This window comes from Mycobacterium paraseoulense (genome assembly GCF_010731655.1).
GTDB classification, from domain to species: Bacteria; Actinomycetota; Actinomycetes; order Mycobacteriales; family Mycobacteriaceae; genus Mycobacterium; species Mycobacterium paraseoulense.
Genome location: NZ_AP022619.1, coordinates 712,277 through 731,275, shown reverse-complemented (window position 1 = coordinate 731,275; position 18,999 = coordinate 712,277). Strand labels below are relative to the sequence as shown.

Here is an 18,999-nt window from a genome sequence, read left to right as displayed (position 1 = left end):
TTTTCGCGGCGGTAGCCAATCGCGCGGTCCCAGGAGGCGCTTCCCCCACCATGGCGATCGACTCACCGCCCAGGCCCGTGCCTTTCCGGATCCTCAATGGCGGTTACCGGGCGGCGCGCCGACTGGGTGCCCATCCGCTGCCCTTGCGCAAGCACGCGTTGATGGATCGGGCCACACGCCGCGCGAGAGGCCTTACCGACTTCGGTGATCCCCGCTTCGAATACGGCCTCGACCGCCTGATCGAATCGCTCGAAAGCGAGGATCGCCTCAACGGTTTCGGGCGGATACTCGCCACGTCGCACATCACCAATCTGTTGCGCCAGCGGCTGCTGTTCACCGAGCACCTGCGCCAGCACCCCGGGATTCGTGACGAAGTGATCACGAAGCCGATTTTCCTCGTCGGCGCACCGCGCACGGGCACCACCGTCACCCACCATCTGCTGAGCCGGGACGACCGTTTCCGCTACCCGATCACCTGGGAATGCGATGAACTCCATCCGCCGCTGAATCCGGCCACCATGCGTAGTGACCCGCGAATCAAGCGCAGCGACAAGCAGATCCGCCGTATCCTGTCGCTGGCCCCGGACCTCGACGCCGCGCATCCGATCGGCGCGTGGGAGGCGCAGGAGTGCGCGCTACTCCACGCCTATGCCTTCCACAGCGCGACTTTCCACGTCATGTTCAACTGCCAGGGCTACGACCGGTGGCTGACCGGGCAGGACCTCACCTGGGTCTACCGGGAACAGAAGCTGCTGTTGCAGTACATGCAGAGCGGTGGCTTACGCCCCAAGGAGAGCTGGCTGCTGAAGACACCGCCGCACATGGAGAACATCGACAACATCTTGGCCGTCTTCCCCGACGCGCGCTTCGTCACCACCTACCGCGAGCCGACCGAGATCGTCGCCTCCAGCTGCAAGCTGGCCGGGACCGTTTTCGGCATGGTCGAAGATGACGTTGATTGGCACGACCATGGCCGCTACATGCGGTGGCGCACCGGCAGGATGCTGACGCGCAACGTCGAGCTGCGTCGGCAGTTCGCGCAGGAGTCGAAGCGGTTCATCGATTTTGCGATGGAACGGATGGTGCGCGACCCCATGTCGTGCGTACAAGAGATCTATGACTTCTTCGGCATCCAACTCACCGATGACGTGCATCGCAAGATGAGCGTGTTCATGGATGAGCGCGGCCTGGCGAAGCGCAAGCCCAACATCTACGAGGCGACCGACTACGGGCTCGACATCGACGAGCTGTGGCCGCAATTACAGTTCTACCGCGACTTCTACGGAATCGAGGGCCGCCGTGACCGATGACTCACAGCACCTCCTGCGTGCGGCCTGGCGACGCTTTGGAGATCTTCACGATGAGCTGCTCGAGATCGCATTGGCCGAAGGCGATCTCGACGACGGTGCCGCGGCGGCCTTGCTGGGACGCCTCGTCGGCCACATCCAATACATGGGCCTGCAACTGCGTAGTGATCCCGCGCGGCCCAAACTCATCAACGGCCAATACGCGCCGTGGAACTGGGGCCACTCCAACCCCGACACGCTGTATCTGACCGCGCGTATCGACGCTGGCCACGACTACCGCGTTCACGGGAAGCTGGGTTCCGCTGCGCAGACGACCTTCGGCGTCTATGCCGGTAGGGACGACCAAGCCGAAGCGGTGAAGGTGCTGTCCGAAGAACTCGTTGTCGGTGATGACGGTTGGTTCGAGATCTACTTCAGTCGCCAGAAGATGGGCGACACGAACTGGTACCCGCCCCCGGCGGGAGCCGACTCGTTCTGCTGTTACCAAACCTTCGGCGACTGGGACAATGAGGCCAAGGGCGCTATTCGTCTCGAATGCCTGAACCCAGGCGATCCGCTCGAGCCGGATTCACTCAACCAGGCCATCGCCGCCTTCGATGCGCACCTCCTGGCGTCCCGCGAGCTATTCACGATGTGGGTCAAAGACATTCCGGCACGCGTGTTCGGTGCACTACCCAAGAACTTCGCCATTCCCCCGCTCCAACCTCCTTCAGCGATGGCTGGTGCATGGTTCGTTCCCATCTCGTGGGAACTCGAGGACGGCGAAGCGCTCGTGATCGACTACGAGATACCTCCCGGTTCGCCGTACGTCGGAATCTGCTTGACCAATCGGTGGAGCGAGATGATCGATTTCGAAACCCGCCAAACCAGTCTCAACCTCGCCCAATCCCAAGTCGACGACGGACGGGTGCGGGTCTTGTTGTCGACAGAAGATTTCGGCGTACACAACTGGCTTGACGCCCGCGGGTATCGCAATGGCGTGGTGACGTGGCGGGCAAGCGCACCGCATCAGCCGGCAACACCGACCCTGACCGTCGTCCGCGCGGATCAGCTGGGCGAACACTTCGGACCGCGACAGCGGATCAGCGCGGAAGAACGACGGCGCGCCCTCGAGGCCCGGACTCGTCATTTTGCGGAGCGGAACGCTCTTTAGGTCACGAATTGCCAGTGCCTGTTTCGCCCGTTTTTCCGCCGAAATCACTTGCGTCACTGTGGCTTCAGCCGTCTCAGCGAGACGCTTTTTGTCGGTGGGCGCCGATAGTTTCGGAGTGTGAGTGTTGATCCGGAGGCGTTGTCGGCGGCGTTCGACGTCATCGACGCTGCGGTCAAAGATTTGATCGGCCATGACTGTGACGCCTTGGCCACCCGCGAGCAGCTGGCCATGTTGGCGCGCTGCGAGAAGGTGCGCCGGCAGCTGCCGGCCATCGAGCATCCGCTGATCAACGACCTGGCCCGCCAGGCCACACCGGAAGAGCTCGGCGGCAAGCTGTCCCATGCGATCGCCGAGGCCACGCTGATCAGCCGCGCCGAGGCCTCCCGTCGAATCAAAGAGGCCACCGACCTGGGGCCGAGGCACGGGCTGACCGGAGAGCCGATGGAGCCGATCTTGGCCGCGACCGCCGCCGCCCAACGCGACGGCACGCTCGGCACCGGGCAGGTCGCGGTGATCCGCCGGTTCTTCCGCCAGCTTCCCGGCTGGGTGGACTTCGCCACCCGCGCCGCCGTCGAAGCCGACCTGGCCACCCACGGAACGCAATACCGCCCCGAGCAATTGGCCGAGCTCGCCCATCACGTCGCCGATTGCCTCAACCCCGACGGCACCTACACCGACGAGGACCGCGCGCGGCGCCGCGGCCTGACGCTGGGCAAGCAGGGCCCCGACGGCATGTCCGAGCTGCGCGCCACCATCACTCCCGAGCTGCGCGCCACCGTGGAGGCCGTGCTGGCCAAACTGGCCGCCCCCGGCATGTGCAACCCGCTCGACGACACCCCCTGCGTGGACGGCGCACCGAGCCAAGAGGCGATCGACCGCGACGCCCGCAGCGCGGCGCAGCGCAACCACGACGCGCTACTGGCGGCGAACCGCGCCCTGCTGGCCTCGGGAAAACTGGGCCGGCACAACGGGCTACCGGCCTCCATCGTCGTCACCACGACCTTGCAGGAGTTGGAAGCCGCCGCCGGGCGGGGCCTCACCGGCGGCGGCAGCATGCTACCGATGAGCGACGTGATCCGCCTGGCCCGCCATGCGCGCCACTATTTGGCGATCTTCGACAGAGGCAAGGCGCTGGCGCTCTATCACACCAAGCGGCTGGCCTCCCCCGGGCAGCGAATCGTGCTGTACGCAAAGGACCGTGGCTGCTCGGCACCCGGATGCGCGGTGCCCGGCTACTACTCGGAGGTGCACCACGTCACCGACTGGGTCAAATGCCGGCGCACCGACATCGACGGCCTCACCTTCGCCTGCGGGACCCACCATCGTCTGCTCAAGCCCGGCGGCTGGACCACCCGCAAGAACGGCAAGGGCGACACGGAATGGATACCGCCACCGCACGTGGATCGTGGTCAACCCAGAACCAACACCTTCCAGCACCCCGAGAAATTGCTCCGGGACGGCGACGACGACGAGCCCTAGCTCAGGTGGTCCCCTCCGCAAGGGCGGCGTCCAGCAGCTCCCCGACCCGATGCCGCTCCCAGAGGAACAGCAGGTTGGACAACATCTGCAGCGGCGCGCGCACGCTCTCGTCGTTCCTGATCAAGGGATGCATGCGGCTGTCCGGTATCGCCTCGAATCGGCTGCGGATCAGCGCCGGAACGCCCAGCAGCCACGCGACCCCCATCGCCGCCGCGTAGAGCAACGCGTGCCGGAGCAATCGCACCGGGTCGAGTTCCGGACCGCCGCATCGGCGAAATTCAGTAACGAACAGCCGCAGCAAGTCGTCGAGATGGGTCTCCCACAGGTCGGTTTCGGCGCCGGACATGGCTCCCCAGAGCGCCATGCCCAGGTTCATCTGGCCCACACATCCCCAATCCATCAGGCCGCAGCGCAGAAGGCCGGTGTCGCGCCAAAACCAGGCGTTGTCGATGTTCGCGTTCCAATGGCACAGCGCGACATAGTCCGAGTCCTCGGCGAGCAGGCGGGCGATCGTCCGCTCGTGCTGCGCGAACCGCGGCACGTCGTGTCGCAGGCGCGCGATGAACTCCGGTGAACAGACCGGAAGCAACCCACGACCTCGTTGGGCTAATTCGGCCAGTTGGTCCACCCGGCGTTCCAGCTTGGCCGGCGACAGCGGCGCCCGCTCGCCTACCGTCGCGGCCCCCACGTCGAGCGGGAAGGCCGCGGTCAGCTCCGGCAGCCGCCCGGATCGCTGAGTGCCGGCAAGCCGGGCCAGCGCGGTGAGCAGCGCGGCGTAGTGCTCGAGCGGTTCGGGCATCTCGTAGTCGAGGCACTTGTGATATTGCCGATCGATTCCGTTGGCGCCAAACGATATTCGTTCGGTGATGAGGACGCCGGTGCCGGTGTCGCGGTGATAGTCGGCGAAAAGCGCCCTGGGCACGGCGATGGGAAACTCGGGGCGGCGCGAGAGGGCGGCGAACCGCACTTCCGGCTCCATCTGGGTCTTTCCCCGATCACGCGTCGGGTCGTCGAAGTCGCGCGAGAACTTGACGAACAAGTCGGTGGGCAGATCCGGGGCCGGCCGGGCGTACGCGACGGAGAGCACGACCTTGCGTCCCGTGCTGCCGCCCGCTATCTCGCGAAACCCGGCGACGCTTGTGATGCGGTTGTCCCGCAACACTCCCGAGGCTTGGAACGCCTCGGTGAGGATGCCCACCCCGGCGCTTTCCAGCGTCGCGGGGTCGGCCGGAAACGGCGAACCATAGCGGTCGCCGACAACCCACCTCGCAACCAAGCCGTCACCAGGTCTGTTCGGCCGCGCGAACCAGCATGTGATTGACGGCAACCCGGCGCTCCCGCGTCACCATGAACAGCACCGCGTCGGCGATGTCTTCCGGCCGCAACTTGACCATGCCCGCGGTCTGGCGCTCGAACGCCTCGCGCGACGAGTCGGCAAGGTGGCTGAAGATCTCGGTGTCGACCGTTCCGGGGCCGACCACGCCGACCCGCACTCGCTTGCCGAGCACCTCCTGGCGAATGCCCTCGCTGAACGCGTTCACCCCGAACTTGGTCAGCGAGTACACCGCGGTGTTGGGCCGGGCCACCCACCCGGCGGTCGAACTGATGGTGACGAGATCTGCGACGCCCCGGGGCGAGTCGGCGGCGGCGTCGATCAGGTGCGGGAGCGCCGCGCGGGTGACATACAGCACCCCCTGGATGTTGACCGCCACCATGGCGTCCCAATCCCGCAGCGGCGCCTCGGCAGCGGGCCCCGACTGCATCAGCCCGGCGTTGTTCACCACGGTGTCGAGGCGGCCGAACTCCGCGACGGTGCGCCGCAGCGCCGTCGACACCTGCTCGGCGTCGGTGACGTCGGCCGCCACGGCCAGCGCCGTGCCGCCGGCGGATTCGATGTCGGCCTTCAATTCGGCCAGCCGGTCCGCGCGGCGCGCGAGCAGGGCCACCGCCGCGCCTTCGGCTGCCAGCGCTTTGGCCGTCGCGGCCCCGATGCCGCTGCTGGCCCCGGTCACCAGGGCCGCGGTGTGCGCAAGTGTCCCCGTCATGCGCCAAGTATTTCCTGTAGGACGTATTCGGTGTGCTCGCCCAGGTCCGGCGCGCCGCGAGCGATGCGCGCCGGGTCACGTGCCATCCGCCAGGACGGCCCCACGATCGGCCGCTGGCCCTCACGGTGATCGCTGACGAATCGATACAGGCCGCGGTCCCACAGTCGCTGATCACCGATCACGTCGAGGGCGGTGGCGCTCTTGACGGCCGGGACACCCGCCGCACGCAGGCGATGCGCGAGGTGCTCGGCATCCTGGCTCCGGGTGAGGCGCGACAGGTCCGCATCCAGGGATTCGGCGTGGCGCCGCCGCTCGCCCATGGTGGCGTAGCGGCGTTCTCGGGCCAGCGCTCCCGCGCCGAGCACGTCACACATCCCGCGCCACTGTGGGTCGCCGGCGACGGCGATCGCGATCCAGGCGCCGTCCGCGCAGGGGTAGCAGCCGTGCGGGCACAGGTCCGGGTGATGGTTGCCGTTGGGCGCGAGTTGCCGCCCGGTCAGGGCTTCCTCGAGCAGGCAGTCCCCGATCATCGACGAGAGGGTCTCCACCGCCGACAGGTCGACGAACTGCCCGGCTCCGGTGAGTTCGCGGTGCAGCAGCGCCACCACGGCCGCGTACGCGGCCGCTGCCCCGACGGTCGAATCGCCGTAGCGCATGCTCGTCCCGAGCGGCGGCCCGCCGGGGTAGCCCACCAGCGGGGCGAGCCCGGCGAGTGCGGCGAAGCATGGCGCGTAACCGGTCTGATGGCCCAGCGGTCCGTCGTTGCCCCACATCTTGATCGACACCGAGATGACGTCCGGCTTGATCTCCTCGAGCCGCGCGTAGTCCAGGCCCTGGCGCTCCATCGCGCCCGGGCGCAGGTTGTTGATCACGATGTCGCTACGGGCGATCAGCTCGCGCAACCGCGCCATGCCCTCGGCGGACTTGATATCGAGGTCCACACTGAGAATTTCCGGATTGATGCTCAGGAAGTACGGCGCGTGGTTGACGTCGGTGCCGCCGTAGGCGCGCATCTCCTCGGGGCTGCCCGCGGTTTCGACCTTGATGACCTCGGCGCCCAGCATCGCCAGCAGCTTGCCCGCGTACGGGCCGGCCCACACTTTGGTGAGCTCGACGACCCGCACCCCCTCCAGCGGCCCACCGCGCCGATCCCTGGGCGGCTTGAGTTGTGCGGATTTGGCCCGCGGCCGCCGGCGCCGGCAGCCGATGGTTTCCAGCACCCGTCCGGTGTGCTCGCCGAGAGTGGGCGCGGCTGCGGTGATTCGGGCCGGTGACGCGCTGAACAAGTACGGCACGGTCGGATATGCGGCGTCGCCCAGCACCGGGTGCGTCACCTGCTGGAAGAATCCCCGGTGGCGGTACTGCGGCGAATCATGCAGGTCCGCGGCGCCGTTCACCGGCACCAGCGGCACACCCAGGCGCTGGGCCCGGTCGGATGCTTCGTTCTTGGCAAGGTCGCGGATCCAGGCCGCGAAGCCCCGCCGGAATGCGGCGACCTTTTCCGCGGTGACGGAGAACTCCAGCCAGTCGTCCTCGAAGGCGTCCAGCCAGTCCGCCTGACCCAGCAGTTCTCTCAGCCCGCGCCAGTGGGCGCGGCTGGTCATGTAGAGGTAAACGAAACCGTCGGCGCACGCGAAAAACGCCGCGGGGCCGGCCTGGTCGTAGTCGGCGCGGTCGCCGTCGGGCGTCACCTCCCCGGTAATGAATCGCCCGATGATGCAGTCGGCGCGGGAGGCCAGCACCGCGTGTGCGGAAACGTCGATGGACTCGCCGTGGCAGTTGTGCAGGCGCCCGAAAAGCGAGGCCGTCACGCAGAGCGCGGCTTCCAGCCCCGCTTCGTAGTCGGGCAGGAACCGGCCAGGCCCCTGCAGCGGCGGCTTGGTGGGGTCAGGGTGGCTGGGCGTGTGGTACCCCCAGCCGCTGGCATGAAAGACGTTGATGCTCTTGGCATTGCCGTACTCGGCGGGCGCGTCCTGGCCGAACGGCGAGATCGAGCACCACACCACATCCGGGTGCCGCGACGACCGGTCGGTGGCCCAATTGAAGGCACGGTCGTCGATGACCGCGTCCGCGGTGCCGATGAGCTGGTGGGCGGTCTCGAGGCCGTCGTCCGAGCCGAGGTCCAGCACGACGGACCGCTTGTTGGTGTTGAGGTACGCGAAAAGCCCACTACCGTCGCTCCCGCCGGCCACGATGGGCGCCATCGCCCGGGTCGGGCTGCCGCACTCCGGCGCCTCGACCTTGATGATCTCGGCGCCGAAGTCGGCCAACAGTTTTCCGCAATACTCCCCCGCCACCGACCCGGCCAGCTCGATAACCCTGAAGCCCGTCAGCGCGGACATGCAAGCTCGGCGGTCAGGGCTTCGCGCGTCCCGAGCGGCTCAGGCGCCACTCCGGCGGGAAGTTCAGGTCGTTGTCCTTGACCACGTTGTTGAGGCCCTTCTCGAACGTGCCCGCGGTCAGGTCGACCTCCTCAGCGTCGTTGGCGATCATCGGCAACATGCCCTCGACCATGCCGGTGAGCAAGCTGCCGAAGTATTCGCCCTTGTGCTGCTTGTAGAGCTCCAGGAAGGTCTTCTGCACCGCGACGGTGTCGGTCGGGCGGGAGCGGGAGCAGGCCATCGCGTATTTCAGCGTCTCCTCCTCCAGCTTCTCCCGCGGCACCACGCTGTTGACGAAGCCGCACTCGTACATCTCTTTGGCGGTGAACGGTCGCCCGGTGAACAGCATTTCGGAGAACTTACGCAGGCCCATCGTCTCGGCCCACCACCACAGCCGCGGTCCCCAGCCCACGTAGCGGAAGGCCGGATGCCCGAAGAGGGTGTCGTCGGAGGCGACGACGAGATCGGCGTCGCCGGCCTGGTAGAAGTGCCAGCCGTAGCAGTAGCCCTTGGCCTCGATGATGCTGATCTTGCGCAGCTCCTGAAGCGGGCGGTTCCCGGCGCGCGCCTTGGCGTAGAAGTCGGTCACGGTCGACAGGTAGCGGTACGATCCGCCGGGCGGGTACTTGACGTCGTCGTCGTTGATCGCCAGTTCATGCAGCAGGGGCATGCCGGGGTTTTCCAGCATTCCGCGCTGTTCGGGCAGGTCGCCGCCGCTGCCGAAATCCTGCCCCTCGCCGCGGATCACCACGACCTTGACCTCGTCGTCGACGTTGCACTTGTGGATCAGATCGGCGTAGTTCTGCCGCATTCCCAACGTGGTGGAGTTCTGTGCCTCCGGCCGATCGAAGGTGATGTAGGCGATCCGGTTCTTCTTGTCCTTCTCGAACTTGATGTACTGCTCGGCTTCCTTCTTCATTTCTTCGTAGTCGTATTCGGGCATGGCCTTCTCCAACTTCTCTTGAATGAGCGCTATTTGAGCAAACTGCCCGCGTCGACGGGAAGCGAAACGCCGGTGACATAACGAGATTCGTCAGAGGCGAGGAACAGGACCGCGTTGCTGATGTCCGCGGCTTCCACCCATGGCACGGGCAGGGTGTGCATCAGCTGCGAGATGGGGGCGAAGTCGTCCGGCCCTGGATTCTCCAAGTCCGGGCGAAAGAGGCGGAAGGTGTTGTCGTTCATCACCATCGTCGTGCTGACCTGGGTGGGGAGCACCGCATTGACGCGGATCATGTGCTGGCCGAGCTCTACGGCGAACGCACGCATCAAGCCGATGACGCCGTGCTTGGCCGCGATGTAGTGGCCGGTGTTCGGGTAGGCCTTGCGCCCGCCGACCGAGCTGGTGAGCACGATAGATCCACCGCGCCCGCCCGAGAGGACGTGCGGCACGGCGGCCTTGACCGTGTGCCAGACGCCGGTCAGGTTGATGTCGATCATGTCCTGCCAGACGTCTTCGCGGATCTTGTGCAGCTTCCTGCCGTCGGTGCCGACGCCGGCGTTGGCGACGATGACGTCGAGCCGTCCGAGTTGTTCGACACCATTGTCCACCGCGGATTTCAGCGCCTCGTAGTCGCGAACGTCCACCTGCGCGGTCACGATGCGCCGGTCCTGGGCCCTCACCAAGTCGGCCGTCTCGGCCAGGTCTTCCGGCGTCGAGTGCGGATAGGCCAGGTGCTCGACCGGCCCGCAGATGTCGACCGCGATGATGTCGGCGCCCTCCTGCGCCAAGCGGACCGAGTGGCTGCGCCCCTGACCGCGGGCGGCGCCGCTGACGAACGCGACCTTGCCCTCGACGCGCCCGGTCATCAGGGCACCACGGTGGGCAAGGTTTCCCAACCTCGCACCGACGACGTCGGGCTCAGCTTTGCGTTAGCCAGGTCGGGCTCCCACTCCGGGAAGCGCTTGAGGATTTCCTCGAGCGCGACACGGCCTTCCAGCCGGGCCAGCGCCGAACCCAAGCAGAAGTGGGCGCCAACGCTAAAGGTGAGGTGCGGCCGGGCGGCGCGATGAATGTTGAATTCGCCTGCGTCGGGACCGAACTGCCGCTCGTCGCGGCACGCCGAACCAATCAGCATCAGCATGACGCTGCCTTCCGGCACCGTCTGGTCGTAAATATTGACGTCGCGGGTGACATAGCGTGCCATGTGCGGCGCGGGCGGCTCGAAGCGCAGCAGCTCCTCGATGGCCTGCGGGATGAGTGCAGGGTTCTCGACGAGCTCTCGACGCTGATCGGGATGTTCGGCGAGAACCTTGCCCGCCCAACCGATCAGACGCGTGGTCGTTTCGTTGCCCGCTCCCGCCACCACGTTGAGGTACACCAGGATCTCCTCGCGCCTCAACCTCCGCGTGGTGCCGGTCTCGTCGACAAACTCGACGTTGAGCAGTTCGGTCATGATGTCATCGGACGGATTGTCGGCGCGCCAATCGATGTAGGCCTCGAACTGCTCCCCCACCGACAACCCATGTTCGGCGGCGCTCATCGGCTTGCCGGGCTCGGTGCGCAACTGAGCGTTGCCGCGATCGCGGATGTATTCCTGATCTTCTTCGGGGATGCCGAGCAGCGCGCTGATGACCTTCATCGGCATGATCGCACCCAGGTCGGTGACGAAGTCGAACCGGCCCGACCCCACCAGCGGATCGAGCGATTGTGCGCAGAACTCGCGGATCATCGGCTCCAACGCGGCGATCTTGCGAGGGGTGAACATGCGCGACAGCAGCTTGCGGTGCACGTCGTGGATCGGCGGGTCTTCGAAAATCAGCATGCCCGAAGGGATTTCGAGGTTAGCCTTGATCAGTTCCATGATCACGCCACGCGCGGAACTGTAGGTGCCGTGGTCGATGATTCCCTTGTTGACATCGGCGTATCGGCTCAACGCGTAGAAATCGTATTCGGAGTTGTAATACAGCGGCGCCTCGTCGCGCAGGCGCTTGAACATGGGGTACGGGTCGGCGATCAGCTCGACATCGTACGGATCGAAACGCACATGGCTATCGGTGCTCGTCGTCACGAAATCCCTCCTACGGCTGCCGTTCCACGGTTATCCGGCAGCGCCGGATCCAGGTCGGGCATCTATACACTCCGCTTAATTGCATTGCTATGACATTGCGCATCGGGCTGGGCTGAAATCGGCCCGTCAGCGTGGCCTAACTCTATTCTCGTAGAGAACCATACGGGGAATGGTCTGGCAAGACCCCATGCCGTGCTCATCCGAGCGCCGTGGCTCGGTTCCCGCCCGCAGGGCCCCGCCCGGCCGCGCCGGTGAGCCGGCCCTGCCGTGGGCTGTGCAGAATGCCGGCGGCGATCGCGGACAAGATCCCGTCGAGCTGTTCGGGACTGTCGACGACCCGGTCGCCGTGCGCGAACCGAACCAGCAGGCCGTTGATGAACGTCAGCGTCACATTGCTCAGGTCCTCGACCACGGCCGGGTCGAGGTCCGCGCCGTGCGGCATGAGTTCAACCAGGATTTCGCGGTGCAGCTTGGTGAACTCGTCGGTGGCCCGCTGCAGGATGGCGGCCAGCGACGGATCGCGGGCGGCCTGCATGGTCAGCTCGTAGCGGGCCTTGGTCCGGAACAGCTGCGGCTCGTTGCCGGACCTGATGACCACCTGGGACAGCCTCGAGGGTGAGGGGTTGGCCCCACGGCCGTCGGAGTCGTCGGCGACGGACTGCAGGTCGGCGAGATCGAGTTCGGCCAGCCGCTCGGCCACCGCGCGCAGCAGCGCCGAGCGGGTGCGGAAATAGAATGACGTCGTCCCGTCGGGCACGCCGGCTTTGCGGTCGACCTTGAGATGGCTCACGCCCTTGGCCCCGTCGTCGGCCAACAACTGAATCGCCGCGTCGCACAAGTCGCGGCGGCGCTCCCCGGGATTAGGCTTTCGGCGTCTGTCCATGGCCCTTCGTCTCGGACCAACACTTTACTCTATATTCGTAGTGTTGCTGAAGATCTGCTTTGATAACCGACGGCGGCGGGCGCGTGGCCAGCGAGCGGGGCCTGCACCTCCGAGCGAAACGGCTGCCGGACAACGGCCGACCACTCACCAACTCTCGACTACAAGAATGGTCGGATAATTCAACGCGCTTTGCACGCCGCCGCGAGTCACCCGCTCCCGTCCGCATCGCCGATCGCCCGGCCGAGATCACTGATCCTGGTCAGGCCGTAGCGCGCCGCGGTCGCGGCGGTCAGGACGATGCCGTTTTTGTTCTCGGCCGGCGCCGGCTGCAGCGCGACGAGGCCCGTTCCCTGCAGCGCCCGGGCGAGCACCCCATGGGCTTGGCGCGCATCCGAGATCTCGCCCCGGCCCCCGTCCAGATACGCGAGCAGGCTACCCACGTACTCAGGGACGAGTCCCACTGCGGCGTCGCGGAGCAGCGGAAAGTACGTGTCGCGGTTGCCGATCCCGAGGCGCCGCTCGACCGGGAAGCCGGCGTCCGCCAGCGCGTGGGCGTAAAGCTCGGCCACGGTCACGCTCTCGGCGAAGTTGGCCGAGCCGACGACAATCGCCGGTCGGTTTCTCCGCGATACGCGGGGCGTCGGGCTGCACCGCCGCTCGGTGAGGAATTCAGCCGCCGCCGCCGCGGGCGACCACCCGAGAAGGACGCGACGATTGAGCTCGGCGAGGCGCTCGGTCGTGAGTTCCGCGCTCACCGCATCGATGGTCGCGGCGAGGTGCGCGCCGTGCGCGACACCTAACTCTTCGCGCAGAATCGGCGTCACGCTCTCGGCGGGCTGGGCGTGCCGGTCATCCTCGAGCAGGACGAAGTCGCCGGCGAGAAGGCGTGGATCGGTCGTGAAGAGCACGCCAACCTGAATCGCGCCCGTTTCGAGCGCCTCGACGGTGCGTGGCCCCCCAGCGTCGGTAACACGAAACTTCTTGAAGGTGAGCCCATACCGCGCGCGCAACAGCGGCAAACAGAGCAATTCGGTTGGACACTCGGGGCCCGAGCCGAACACCAACGTCTCGGCCAGGATCACGTCCGCTTCCGCCCCTTCACGGGTCGAGCTTGCTGCTTTCGAAGACCAGGAAGCTCGCCCCCTGGGGGTCGCGCAGGAAGCTGAAGCGACCCTTCGGCTGCTCCGTCGGCCCCGCGAGAACCGCGCCGCCGCCGGCGATGGCGACTGCCCCGGCCTCGGCGACGTCGGCCACGACGAAGTAGGGCAGCCAGCGCGACGGCACGCCGGCGTCCGCCGCCGTCAGACCGCGCAGTCCGCCGTTGTCGCCGGAAAGCACCGGCACCGCGGGCGCTCCCACGCGGATCACCCAGTAAGGCACGGGCATGCCGGCGAGGAACTCGATGCGCCAGCCGAACAGTCGCGAGTAGAAGGCGATCGCGGCATCGACATCCAGGGTGGCGAGCTCATTCCACGTCAGGCACCCGGTCTCGTTCACGCACGTCGCGCCGAAGTGCCGGCCGGGCTGGCAGAGATGGATAACGGCCCCGTGCGGATCGCGGACGACCACCAACCTCCCGCGGTCTCCGACATCCAGCGGCCCGGCTAAGACGGTGCCTCCCAACGAGCGGGCGCGCGCGGCCGCCGCGTCGACGTCGGCGACCGATACGTGCGAGTTCCAGCGTGGCTCACCGCCGCCGGGGTCGGTCGCATGGAGCGCATAGAGCCCAGCGACATCCTGCTGCTCGCGGCGCAGCACCGTGTACGCGCGACCGTCCGACATACGCCGCTCGTCCGGCGTCCAGCCGAAGAGCGTCCCATAGAACACTGTGGCCGCCTCCGGGTCGGAAGTGGCGAGGTCGACCCAGCTGAACGTCCCCTCCGCGTACCCGGTGCGGACTCCCATCCGCCGCAGCCTACCCACGCGCCAGCCGCGCGACAATCGCGTATGCAGGCCGGATCGAGATGCGAGATTTGGTGCGATGACGCAGGACGGCGGACGTGAGTGGCCACCAAGCGCGTGTGCGCCGGCGCGGGCGAAACCGACCGCCGGACAACGACTGGAACAATGACCGAATGGTTCAACGCCGAATGGATGTCAAAGCCGGCGCTTGGCTCGCGTGCGTCGGCCTGCTCGTGGCGCTGACATGCGGGTGCCACCCGACGCGGCACCCGGCCGCACCCACCACGTCGACAACCACCAACGCGGCGCCCACCACGACACCATCGGCCGCGCCGGCTGCACCCATCGTGAAGATCGCGCCGTTGCCCGTCCGCCCGGTCGACAAATCGCAGCCGGCCAGCCCGCAGAAGTGCCCGGCCAGCGATCCGAATCACGGGGTGGCGCCTACTGATGCGCTCACCGCATGCGACATCGGCCGGATCACCTCGTACCTGCTCGCTCCAGAGACCCTGCAGCTCGGGCTGATACACGTCGACCCACCGAAGTCGCTGACCGCGGGTTTCTACGAGGTGACCCTGATCCTGGACCAGCCATCGGCGGCCGCGTGGGCGTCCTACACCGCGGCGCACCTGAAGGACCATGTCGCCTTCGTCCGCGACAATCTCGTTCTCGAGGCACCGATCATCGAGGAACCGGTGACTTCCGGCCGAATCGTGCTGACCACCCAAACGGCCGAGGTCGCCGCGCAACTGGCCCAACTGGCCGCCCGGCCCACCTGAACCCGCCCCGCGCAGAAGCGCGGCGGGTCGGCTCCATCAACGTCCCGGAGATCAGGTACAGGGAACGCCGTGCGGGCCACCAACCCAATGACCGGGCGGCGCCTGCCAGGGACAAATCTGCTTGACTTGCCCAGGTGGCAGCGGATTCCAATGACCACCGTCGACGACGTGCGGACCCGGTGGGCCCGGCGGCGGCCACGGCCCGGGGTGGGCCTGTGCCATACCCGCACCGAAGCCGAGCGCCACGGCACTCAACGCACCGGCGACCGCGGCTTTACCTGCAAATTTCTTGAGATCCATTAGCACTGGCCTCCTCTCGGTCCCATGGCTCGCCAGAGGCGGCGTCCGCACCGCGGAGACAGGACCGATTTCACGACCTCACATCGTCGGCAGAGGTTACCCTCGCCCGCGAAACATCAAACCGCCTCCACGGGCCGGCGATCGCTCTTCCCGCCCTGGGCGCTGACTCAGCCATCGTGGTCGATGGGCGCGCGGCGCGCGAACTCCGGGGCGTGCTCGGGCCGCACTCCGACGCCGACGAAGTAAGCCGGCACGGCCGACAGCCACGGGAACCGCCGCATCAGGCCGAGCAGCGCGGCGGGCGGCGTGGGATCCGCGCCGCGCAGCAACGGCCCCAGCAACAGCCGGTGCAGCACCTGCTGGACCAGTTGCGTCACCACCGTGGGGAACACGCGCCGGCGGTGCACCGCGGCGAGCTCGCGGGTGCGGACCCGGTGTCGCCGCAGCGGTTCGGCCAGCACGGTGGCGGCGGCGACGGCATCCTGAACCGCCAGGTTGATACCGACACCGCCCAGGGGCGACATCGCGTGCGCCGCATCCCCGATGCACAGCAGCCCGTCGGTGTGCCAGCGGCGCAGCCGATTCACATGTACGTCAAGATGTTTGACGTCATCCATGGATTGCAACGCCGCCACCGACTCCGGCATATCGGGCAGCAACTCTTCGACGTCGCGCCGGAATGCGTCGATGCCGCGCGCCCGCAGTTGGGCGTCGACGCCTTTGGGCCCCAGGTAGGCGATCTGGAAGTAACCCTTCCTGGGGATCACGGCCAGACCCTTGCCAGGGCCGAGGCGGGGCAGGAACGAGTATTCGGTTTCTTCCTTGTGCGGCAACCGGAACCACCACACGTCGAACTTCACCGGGAACTCGCGCGCCGTCAGGCCCGCCGCCCGGCGCGCGATCGACCAACGGCCGTCGCAGGCTACGGTCAACTCCGCCCGCAGTTCGCCGGGGCCCTCCGGTCCGCGGTAGCGCACCCCGGCAACCCGGCCGCCCTCCCACAGGAGCCCGGTGACTTCGGTGTTCATCCGCAGCGAGAAGCTCGGCTCCGCCTGCGCGGCGTCGGCGAGCAGGTTGAGTAGATCCCACTGCGGCACCATCGCGACGAAGGGATGGGGCTGGCGCAATCGCTCGAAGTCGACGTAGGTCACCGACCGCCCGTTGGATTCGAGTTTCGCGGTGCGGACCTCGGTGAAGGGCAAGGCGGCGAAGGGTTCCCACAGGCCCAGCTCGTCGAGGAGCCGCATGGTGGTCGGGTGGACGGTGTCGCCGCGAAAGTCCCGCAGGAAGTCGCCGTGCTTCTCCATCAGGGTGACCTGCACGCCCGCCCGAGCCAGCAGCAGCCCCAGGACCATGCCGGCCGGGCCGCCACCGATGATCGCGCAGTTCGTTGTCTCAGCCATCAGCGCCCAAGCATAAGCGCGGCCCAATTCGGCTACCGGGCGCGGTTCGCGGTCGCGCGTTCGCACGCCTGGGCGCCCGGCGGCCGCAGTGACGGGGGACGGCGAAAGGTCATTCCGGCCCCCGCGACGCGGGCCATAATCATTGGGCTCAGCAGTCGGCCGGGCCGCTCGATCAGCCCGACGACGCTGGAAAGCCGCTCCGCGACAACGATATCCCGCTCGGCCGTTGCCTGCACCCGTCCCACGTAGTTGTTGATGATCCGCACCGGAAGCGGTCGTGGCCCCTCGACCTCGGGCAGGCTCAGATCCGCGCCGGTCGCCAATTGCCAAGCATCGTCGACTATCTTGGCGGCCGCGCCGAAGAAGTGTCGCGCCAAGTCTGCTTCGCCTCGTTGAAGGCAGCGTTGCAGCGCCAATGCTTCCAGGGCGGCCACCGTCATACCCTGGCCGTAGATGGGGTTGAGACTGCATATCGCGTCCCCGAGAACGAGTAGGCCGCGCGGAAATCGCCGCATCTTGTCGTATCGACGCCATCGACTCGTTGGCAGACGATGGCCCACAACGGCTCCCAGCGGCTCGCCCTCACGCATCGCTGCCACCACATGCGCGGGAGCAAATTCTTCGATGTAGGAGAACATTTCGGGCAACCCGCTCGGGGGTTCACGCCCGGCCATCCCGGACACGGTGAACATCCACGAGTTGTTTTCGTTGCGCAGGATTCCCACCCCGGTGGGGCGTCCCGCCACGGGGCCGACAATGACCGCTGTCTCGCGCAACGCGTCTGGCGGCAGCCGCAGTGACTGGCTCGAATACGCCAACCGCACGTCAAGGCAGTCTTCGGCCGGACGGCCATAGCCCATGGTCTCCAAGAACGTGGGCGTACGCGCACCGCGACCGGTCGCGTCGACCACGAGATCCGCTTCGAGTTCCTTCTGCGCTCCAGTGGCATGCGACCTGACGAGCGCACCGGTGACACGATCCTGTGCGGCGGTGCAGGTCGGTTGGACGAAGTCATGCTCGGCCAGCATGTTGACGTTCCGTAGCGCGAGTAACCGGCGTCGGACGTGGCACTCCAACATGGGCCTGCTCGGTGTGAGCAGCGAGAAGTTTTTGATGCGACCCGACGGGGGAAGCGGATGTCCGCCGGTGTTGATGTAAATTTTCGACAGGTCGCCGTCGAACGACGGCGCCCCCGCGGCTATGAGCTCAGCACTGAACCCGGGAAACAGCCCATCCAGAACGCGAGAACCGCGGCCCCACAACAGGTGTATATGGCGGCCCTGCGGGACGCCGCGTCGATTACCGGCTACTTCAGGCGGGTTATCCCGCTCGATAATCGTCACCGAGTGATAGAAATCGGCTAATACTCGCGCGGCCAGGAGCCCGCCCATGCTCGCCCCGAGAACGACCGCGTGGTGACCGCGCATGCTCATCATTGTGTTCCGATCGTCAGTTCTGCCTCGTGAGTTGCCATGGCACCCAACCATTGTCGTCTTATCGGCAATTGACCACCTACGCCGCCTCGAAGAGGGACTGCAGTTTGAGCGCGACCCAGGGTCGCCGGCCCCCAACGAGCCGCAGACCTCGGCGGGCCGCCGTTGCCGCACCCATGCGTTGGTAGAGCAGCAGCGTCAATGTCGATGCGGGCATTCGCAACACAGCATCAGGGTGATCGTCGTCGCGAGGCGGACGCATCTCGCCGGCCGCACCGCGAATGCGCATGAGATATGGGCGCGCCCGCGGAATCTTCAGGGCCACGGTTACATCGGTGTCGGGCGGCAGCGTGGAACGCACGTAGGCGGGCCCGATCTGCATCAACCCGCGGGCTACCAACAGCATGTCCCGTTCAGGAAGTCCCCATGGCGCCTTGACGGCGCGGGCCACATCGTGCCCGTGGAGCAACAGCTCCCCGAGCCAGTTCGTCTGCCACGTCACGCCGTCGACAAGAGCACCGCAATGGAACTGCAATGAGCGGCCTTCGTCTGCGGTCGCATCGAAGAGCGCATCCAGCTCTGGCGCGAGGGCCTGCACGTGGTCGGCGAGCTCCGATGCGGGGGCCATCACCGTTTCCAGCTCCGTCTGATTGAGCACGCTCACCTCACCCGGGCGGGCGGCGAGGCGGTACCCGCCCTGCGCATAGCGCAGATACCGCTGCGCGATGGTCAGTACGTGGGCGACCGTCTGGTGGACGGTCCAGTCGGAGCGCGGCACCCGAGAGTGCGGATCGGCGGATCGGGAAATTTGGTCGAAGCGTGTCAATGCGTGCGCAATGCGTTCCCGCAACTCGTCTCTGGTCGTGTCGACCAAGGCGGCGACGCCTGCGTCGTACATAGCAGCCCCTATACTCCACGGTAGA

At 66.9% G+C, this 18,999-nt stretch carries 17 protein-coding genes; 4 read left to right on the top strand and 13 right to left on the bottom strand.

All coding sequences use genetic code 11. The features are described 5' to 3' along the window. Positions 1-50: 50 nt before the first annotated feature. Positions 51-1,310, top strand: coding sequence for a sulfotransferase family protein (locus G6N51_RS03040; RefSeq protein ID WP_083171454.1), 1,260 nt, complete (start codon positions 51-53; stop codon positions 1,308-1,310). A 1-nt stretch (position 1,311) separates the two neighbouring features. Here G6N51_RS03040 and G6N51_RS29380 read toward each other — a convergent pair whose 3' ends face one another. Beyond that, positions 1,312-1,443 carry a hypothetical protein gene (locus G6N51_RS29380; protein ID WP_264052404.1) on the bottom strand — a complete coding sequence of 44 codons (132 nt, stop codon included), beginning with the start codon at positions 1,441-1,443 and terminating at the stop codon, positions 1,312-1,314. A 9-nt stretch (positions 1,444-1,452) separates the two neighbouring features. Between G6N51_RS29380 and G6N51_RS03035 the strand changes: the two genes are divergently transcribed. Together G6N51_RS03035 and G6N51_RS03030 are read left to right on the top strand one after the other, a co-directional pair. Next, complete coding sequence (locus G6N51_RS03035; RefSeq protein WP_232078173.1) at positions 1,453-2,460, top strand: hypothetical protein; 1,008 nt, start codon at positions 1,453-1,455, stop codon at positions 2,458-2,460. A 117-nt stretch (positions 2,461-2,577) separates the two neighbouring features. Beyond that, positions 2,578-3,939, top strand: coding sequence for an HNH endonuclease signature motif containing protein (locus tag G6N51_RS03030; RefSeq protein ID WP_083171456.1), 1,362 nt, complete (start codon positions 2,578-2,580; stop codon positions 3,937-3,939). Position 3,940: 1 nt separating this feature from the next. Here G6N51_RS03030 and G6N51_RS03025 read toward each other — a convergent pair whose 3' ends face one another. The 9 genes from G6N51_RS03025 to G6N51_RS02985 all read right to left on the bottom strand — a co-directional run bounded on the left by G6N51_RS03025 (position 3,941) and on the right by G6N51_RS02985 (position 14,164). Further along, positions 3,941-5,215, bottom strand: coding sequence for a hypothetical protein (locus G6N51_RS03025; protein ID WP_083171457.1), 1,275 nt, complete (start codon positions 5,213-5,215; stop codon positions 3,941-3,943). 4 nt (positions 5,216-5,219) lie between these two features. Beyond that, positions 5,220-5,984, bottom strand: a complete 765-nt coding sequence (locus tag G6N51_RS03020) for an SDR family NAD(P)-dependent oxidoreductase (RefSeq protein ID WP_083171458.1) — start codon at positions 5,982-5,984, stop codon at positions 5,220-5,222. Beyond that, positions 5,981-8,326: a CaiB/BaiF CoA transferase family protein gene (locus G6N51_RS03015; RefSeq protein WP_083171459.1), complete on the bottom strand. Its 2,346-nt coding sequence runs from the start codon at positions 8,324-8,326 to the stop codon at positions 5,981-5,983. The genes G6N51_RS03020 and G6N51_RS03015 overlap by 4 nt, the downstream gene beginning before the upstream one ends. A gap of 13 nt (positions 8,327-8,339) precedes the next feature. Then, entirely contained in the window at positions 8,340-9,308 is a 969-nt protein-coding gene (locus G6N51_RS03010; RefSeq protein ID WP_083171548.1) for an enoyl-CoA hydratase/isomerase family protein, read from the bottom strand. A gap of 29 nt (positions 9,309-9,337) precedes the next feature. Beyond that, positions 9,338-10,174: a mycofactocin-coupled SDR family oxidoreductase gene (locus tag G6N51_RS03005; protein ID WP_083171460.1), complete on the bottom strand. Its 837-nt coding sequence runs from the start codon at positions 10,172-10,174 to the stop codon at positions 9,338-9,340. After that, on the bottom strand, positions 10,174-11,376 hold the full coding sequence (locus G6N51_RS03000) for a cytochrome P450 (RefSeq protein ID WP_083171461.1): 1,203 nt from the start codon (positions 11,374-11,376) through the stop codon (positions 10,174-10,176). Before G6N51_RS03000 ends, G6N51_RS03005 begins: the two co-directional genes overlap by 1 nt. 196 nt (positions 11,377-11,572) lie before the next feature. Further along, the gene (locus G6N51_RS02995; RefSeq protein ID WP_083171462.1) at positions 11,573-12,259 is read right to left on the bottom strand and encodes a TetR/AcrR family transcriptional regulator; all 687 of its coding nucleotides are present in this window, start codon (positions 12,257-12,259) and stop codon (positions 11,573-11,575) included. A gap of 206 nt (positions 12,260-12,465) precedes the next feature. Next, a complete protein-coding gene (locus tag G6N51_RS02990) occupies positions 12,466-13,341 on the bottom strand; it encodes a glycine betaine ABC transporter substrate-binding protein (protein ID WP_083171463.1) in 876 nt (291 codons plus the stop codon). 16 nt (positions 13,342-13,357) lie between these two features. Beyond that, positions 13,358-14,164, bottom strand: a complete 807-nt coding sequence (locus G6N51_RS02985; RefSeq protein WP_083171464.1) for a VOC family protein — start codon at positions 14,162-14,164, stop codon at positions 13,358-13,360. 170 nt (positions 14,165-14,334) lie between these two features. Between G6N51_RS02985 and G6N51_RS02980 the strand changes: the two genes are divergently transcribed. Beyond that, positions 14,335-14,940: a SecDF P1 head subdomain-containing protein gene (locus tag G6N51_RS02980; protein WP_232078171.1), complete on the top strand. Its 606-nt coding sequence runs from the start codon at positions 14,335-14,337 to the stop codon at positions 14,938-14,940. Between the two features lie 467 nt (positions 14,941-15,407). Here G6N51_RS02980 and G6N51_RS02975 read toward each other — a convergent pair whose 3' ends face one another. The 3 genes from G6N51_RS02975 to G6N51_RS02965 form a co-directional block, all read right to left on the bottom strand. Next, positions 15,408-16,643 (bottom strand): FAD-dependent oxidoreductase, encoded by a 1,236-nt coding sequence (locus G6N51_RS02975; protein WP_083171550.1) that lies wholly within the window; start codon positions 16,641-16,643, stop codon positions 15,408-15,410. Between the two features lie 32 nt (positions 16,644-16,675). After that, positions 16,676-18,070 (bottom strand): FAD-dependent oxidoreductase, encoded by a 1,395-nt coding sequence (locus tag G6N51_RS02970; RefSeq protein WP_174814285.1) that lies wholly within the window; start codon positions 18,068-18,070, stop codon positions 16,676-16,678. An 85-nt stretch (positions 18,071-18,155) separates the two neighbouring features. Further along, positions 18,156-18,950 (bottom strand): maleylpyruvate isomerase N-terminal domain-containing protein, encoded by a 795-nt coding sequence (locus G6N51_RS02965; RefSeq protein WP_232078170.1) that lies wholly within the window; start codon positions 18,948-18,950, stop codon positions 18,156-18,158. Positions 18,951-18,999 lie beyond the last annotated feature (49 nt).

What these genes read in the sequence shown, in the direction of transcription:
- G6N51_RS03040 (WP_083171454.1), top strand. Translation starts at nt 51, where the DNA reads ATGGCGATCGACTCACCGCCCAGGCCCGTGCCTTTCCGGATCCTCAAT.
- G6N51_RS02970 (WP_174814285.1), bottom strand. Translation starts at nt 18,070, where the DNA reads ATGCGCGGTCACCACGCGGTCGTTCTCGGGGCGAGCATGGGCGGGCTC.
- G6N51_RS03020 (WP_083171458.1), bottom strand. Translation starts at nt 5,984, where the DNA reads ATGACGGGGACACTTGCGCACACCGCGGCCCTGGTGACCGGGGCCAGC.
- G6N51_RS03035 (WP_232078173.1), top strand. Translation starts at nt 1,453, where the DNA reads ATGGGCCTGCAACTGCGTAGTGATCCCGCGCGGCCCAAACTCATCAAC.
- G6N51_RS02975 (WP_083171550.1), bottom strand. Translation starts at nt 16,643, where the DNA reads ATGGCTGAGACAACGAACTGCGCGATCATCGGTGGCGGCCCGGCCGGC.
- G6N51_RS03015 (WP_083171459.1), bottom strand. Translation starts at nt 8,326, where the DNA reads ATGTCCGCGCTGACGGGCTTCAGGGTTATCGAGCTGGCCGGGTCGGTG.
- G6N51_RS02980 (WP_232078171.1), top strand. Translation starts at nt 14,335, where the DNA reads ATGGTTCAACGCCGAATGGATGTCAAAGCCGGCGCTTGGCTCGCGTGC.
- G6N51_RS03010 (WP_083171548.1), bottom strand. Translation starts at nt 9,308, where the DNA reads ATGCCCGAATACGACTACGAAGAAATGAAGAAGGAAGCCGAGCAGTAC.
- G6N51_RS03005 (WP_083171460.1), bottom strand. Translation starts at nt 10,174, where the DNA reads ATGACCGGGCGCGTCGAGGGCAAGGTCGCGTTCGTCAGCGGCGCCGCC.
- G6N51_RS02985 (WP_083171464.1), bottom strand. Translation starts at nt 14,164, where the DNA reads ATGGGAGTCCGCACCGGGTACGCGGAGGGGACGTTCAGCTGGGTCGAC.
- G6N51_RS02995 (WP_083171462.1), bottom strand. Translation starts at nt 12,259, where the DNA reads ATGGACAGACGCCGAAAGCCTAATCCCGGGGAGCGCCGCCGCGACTTG.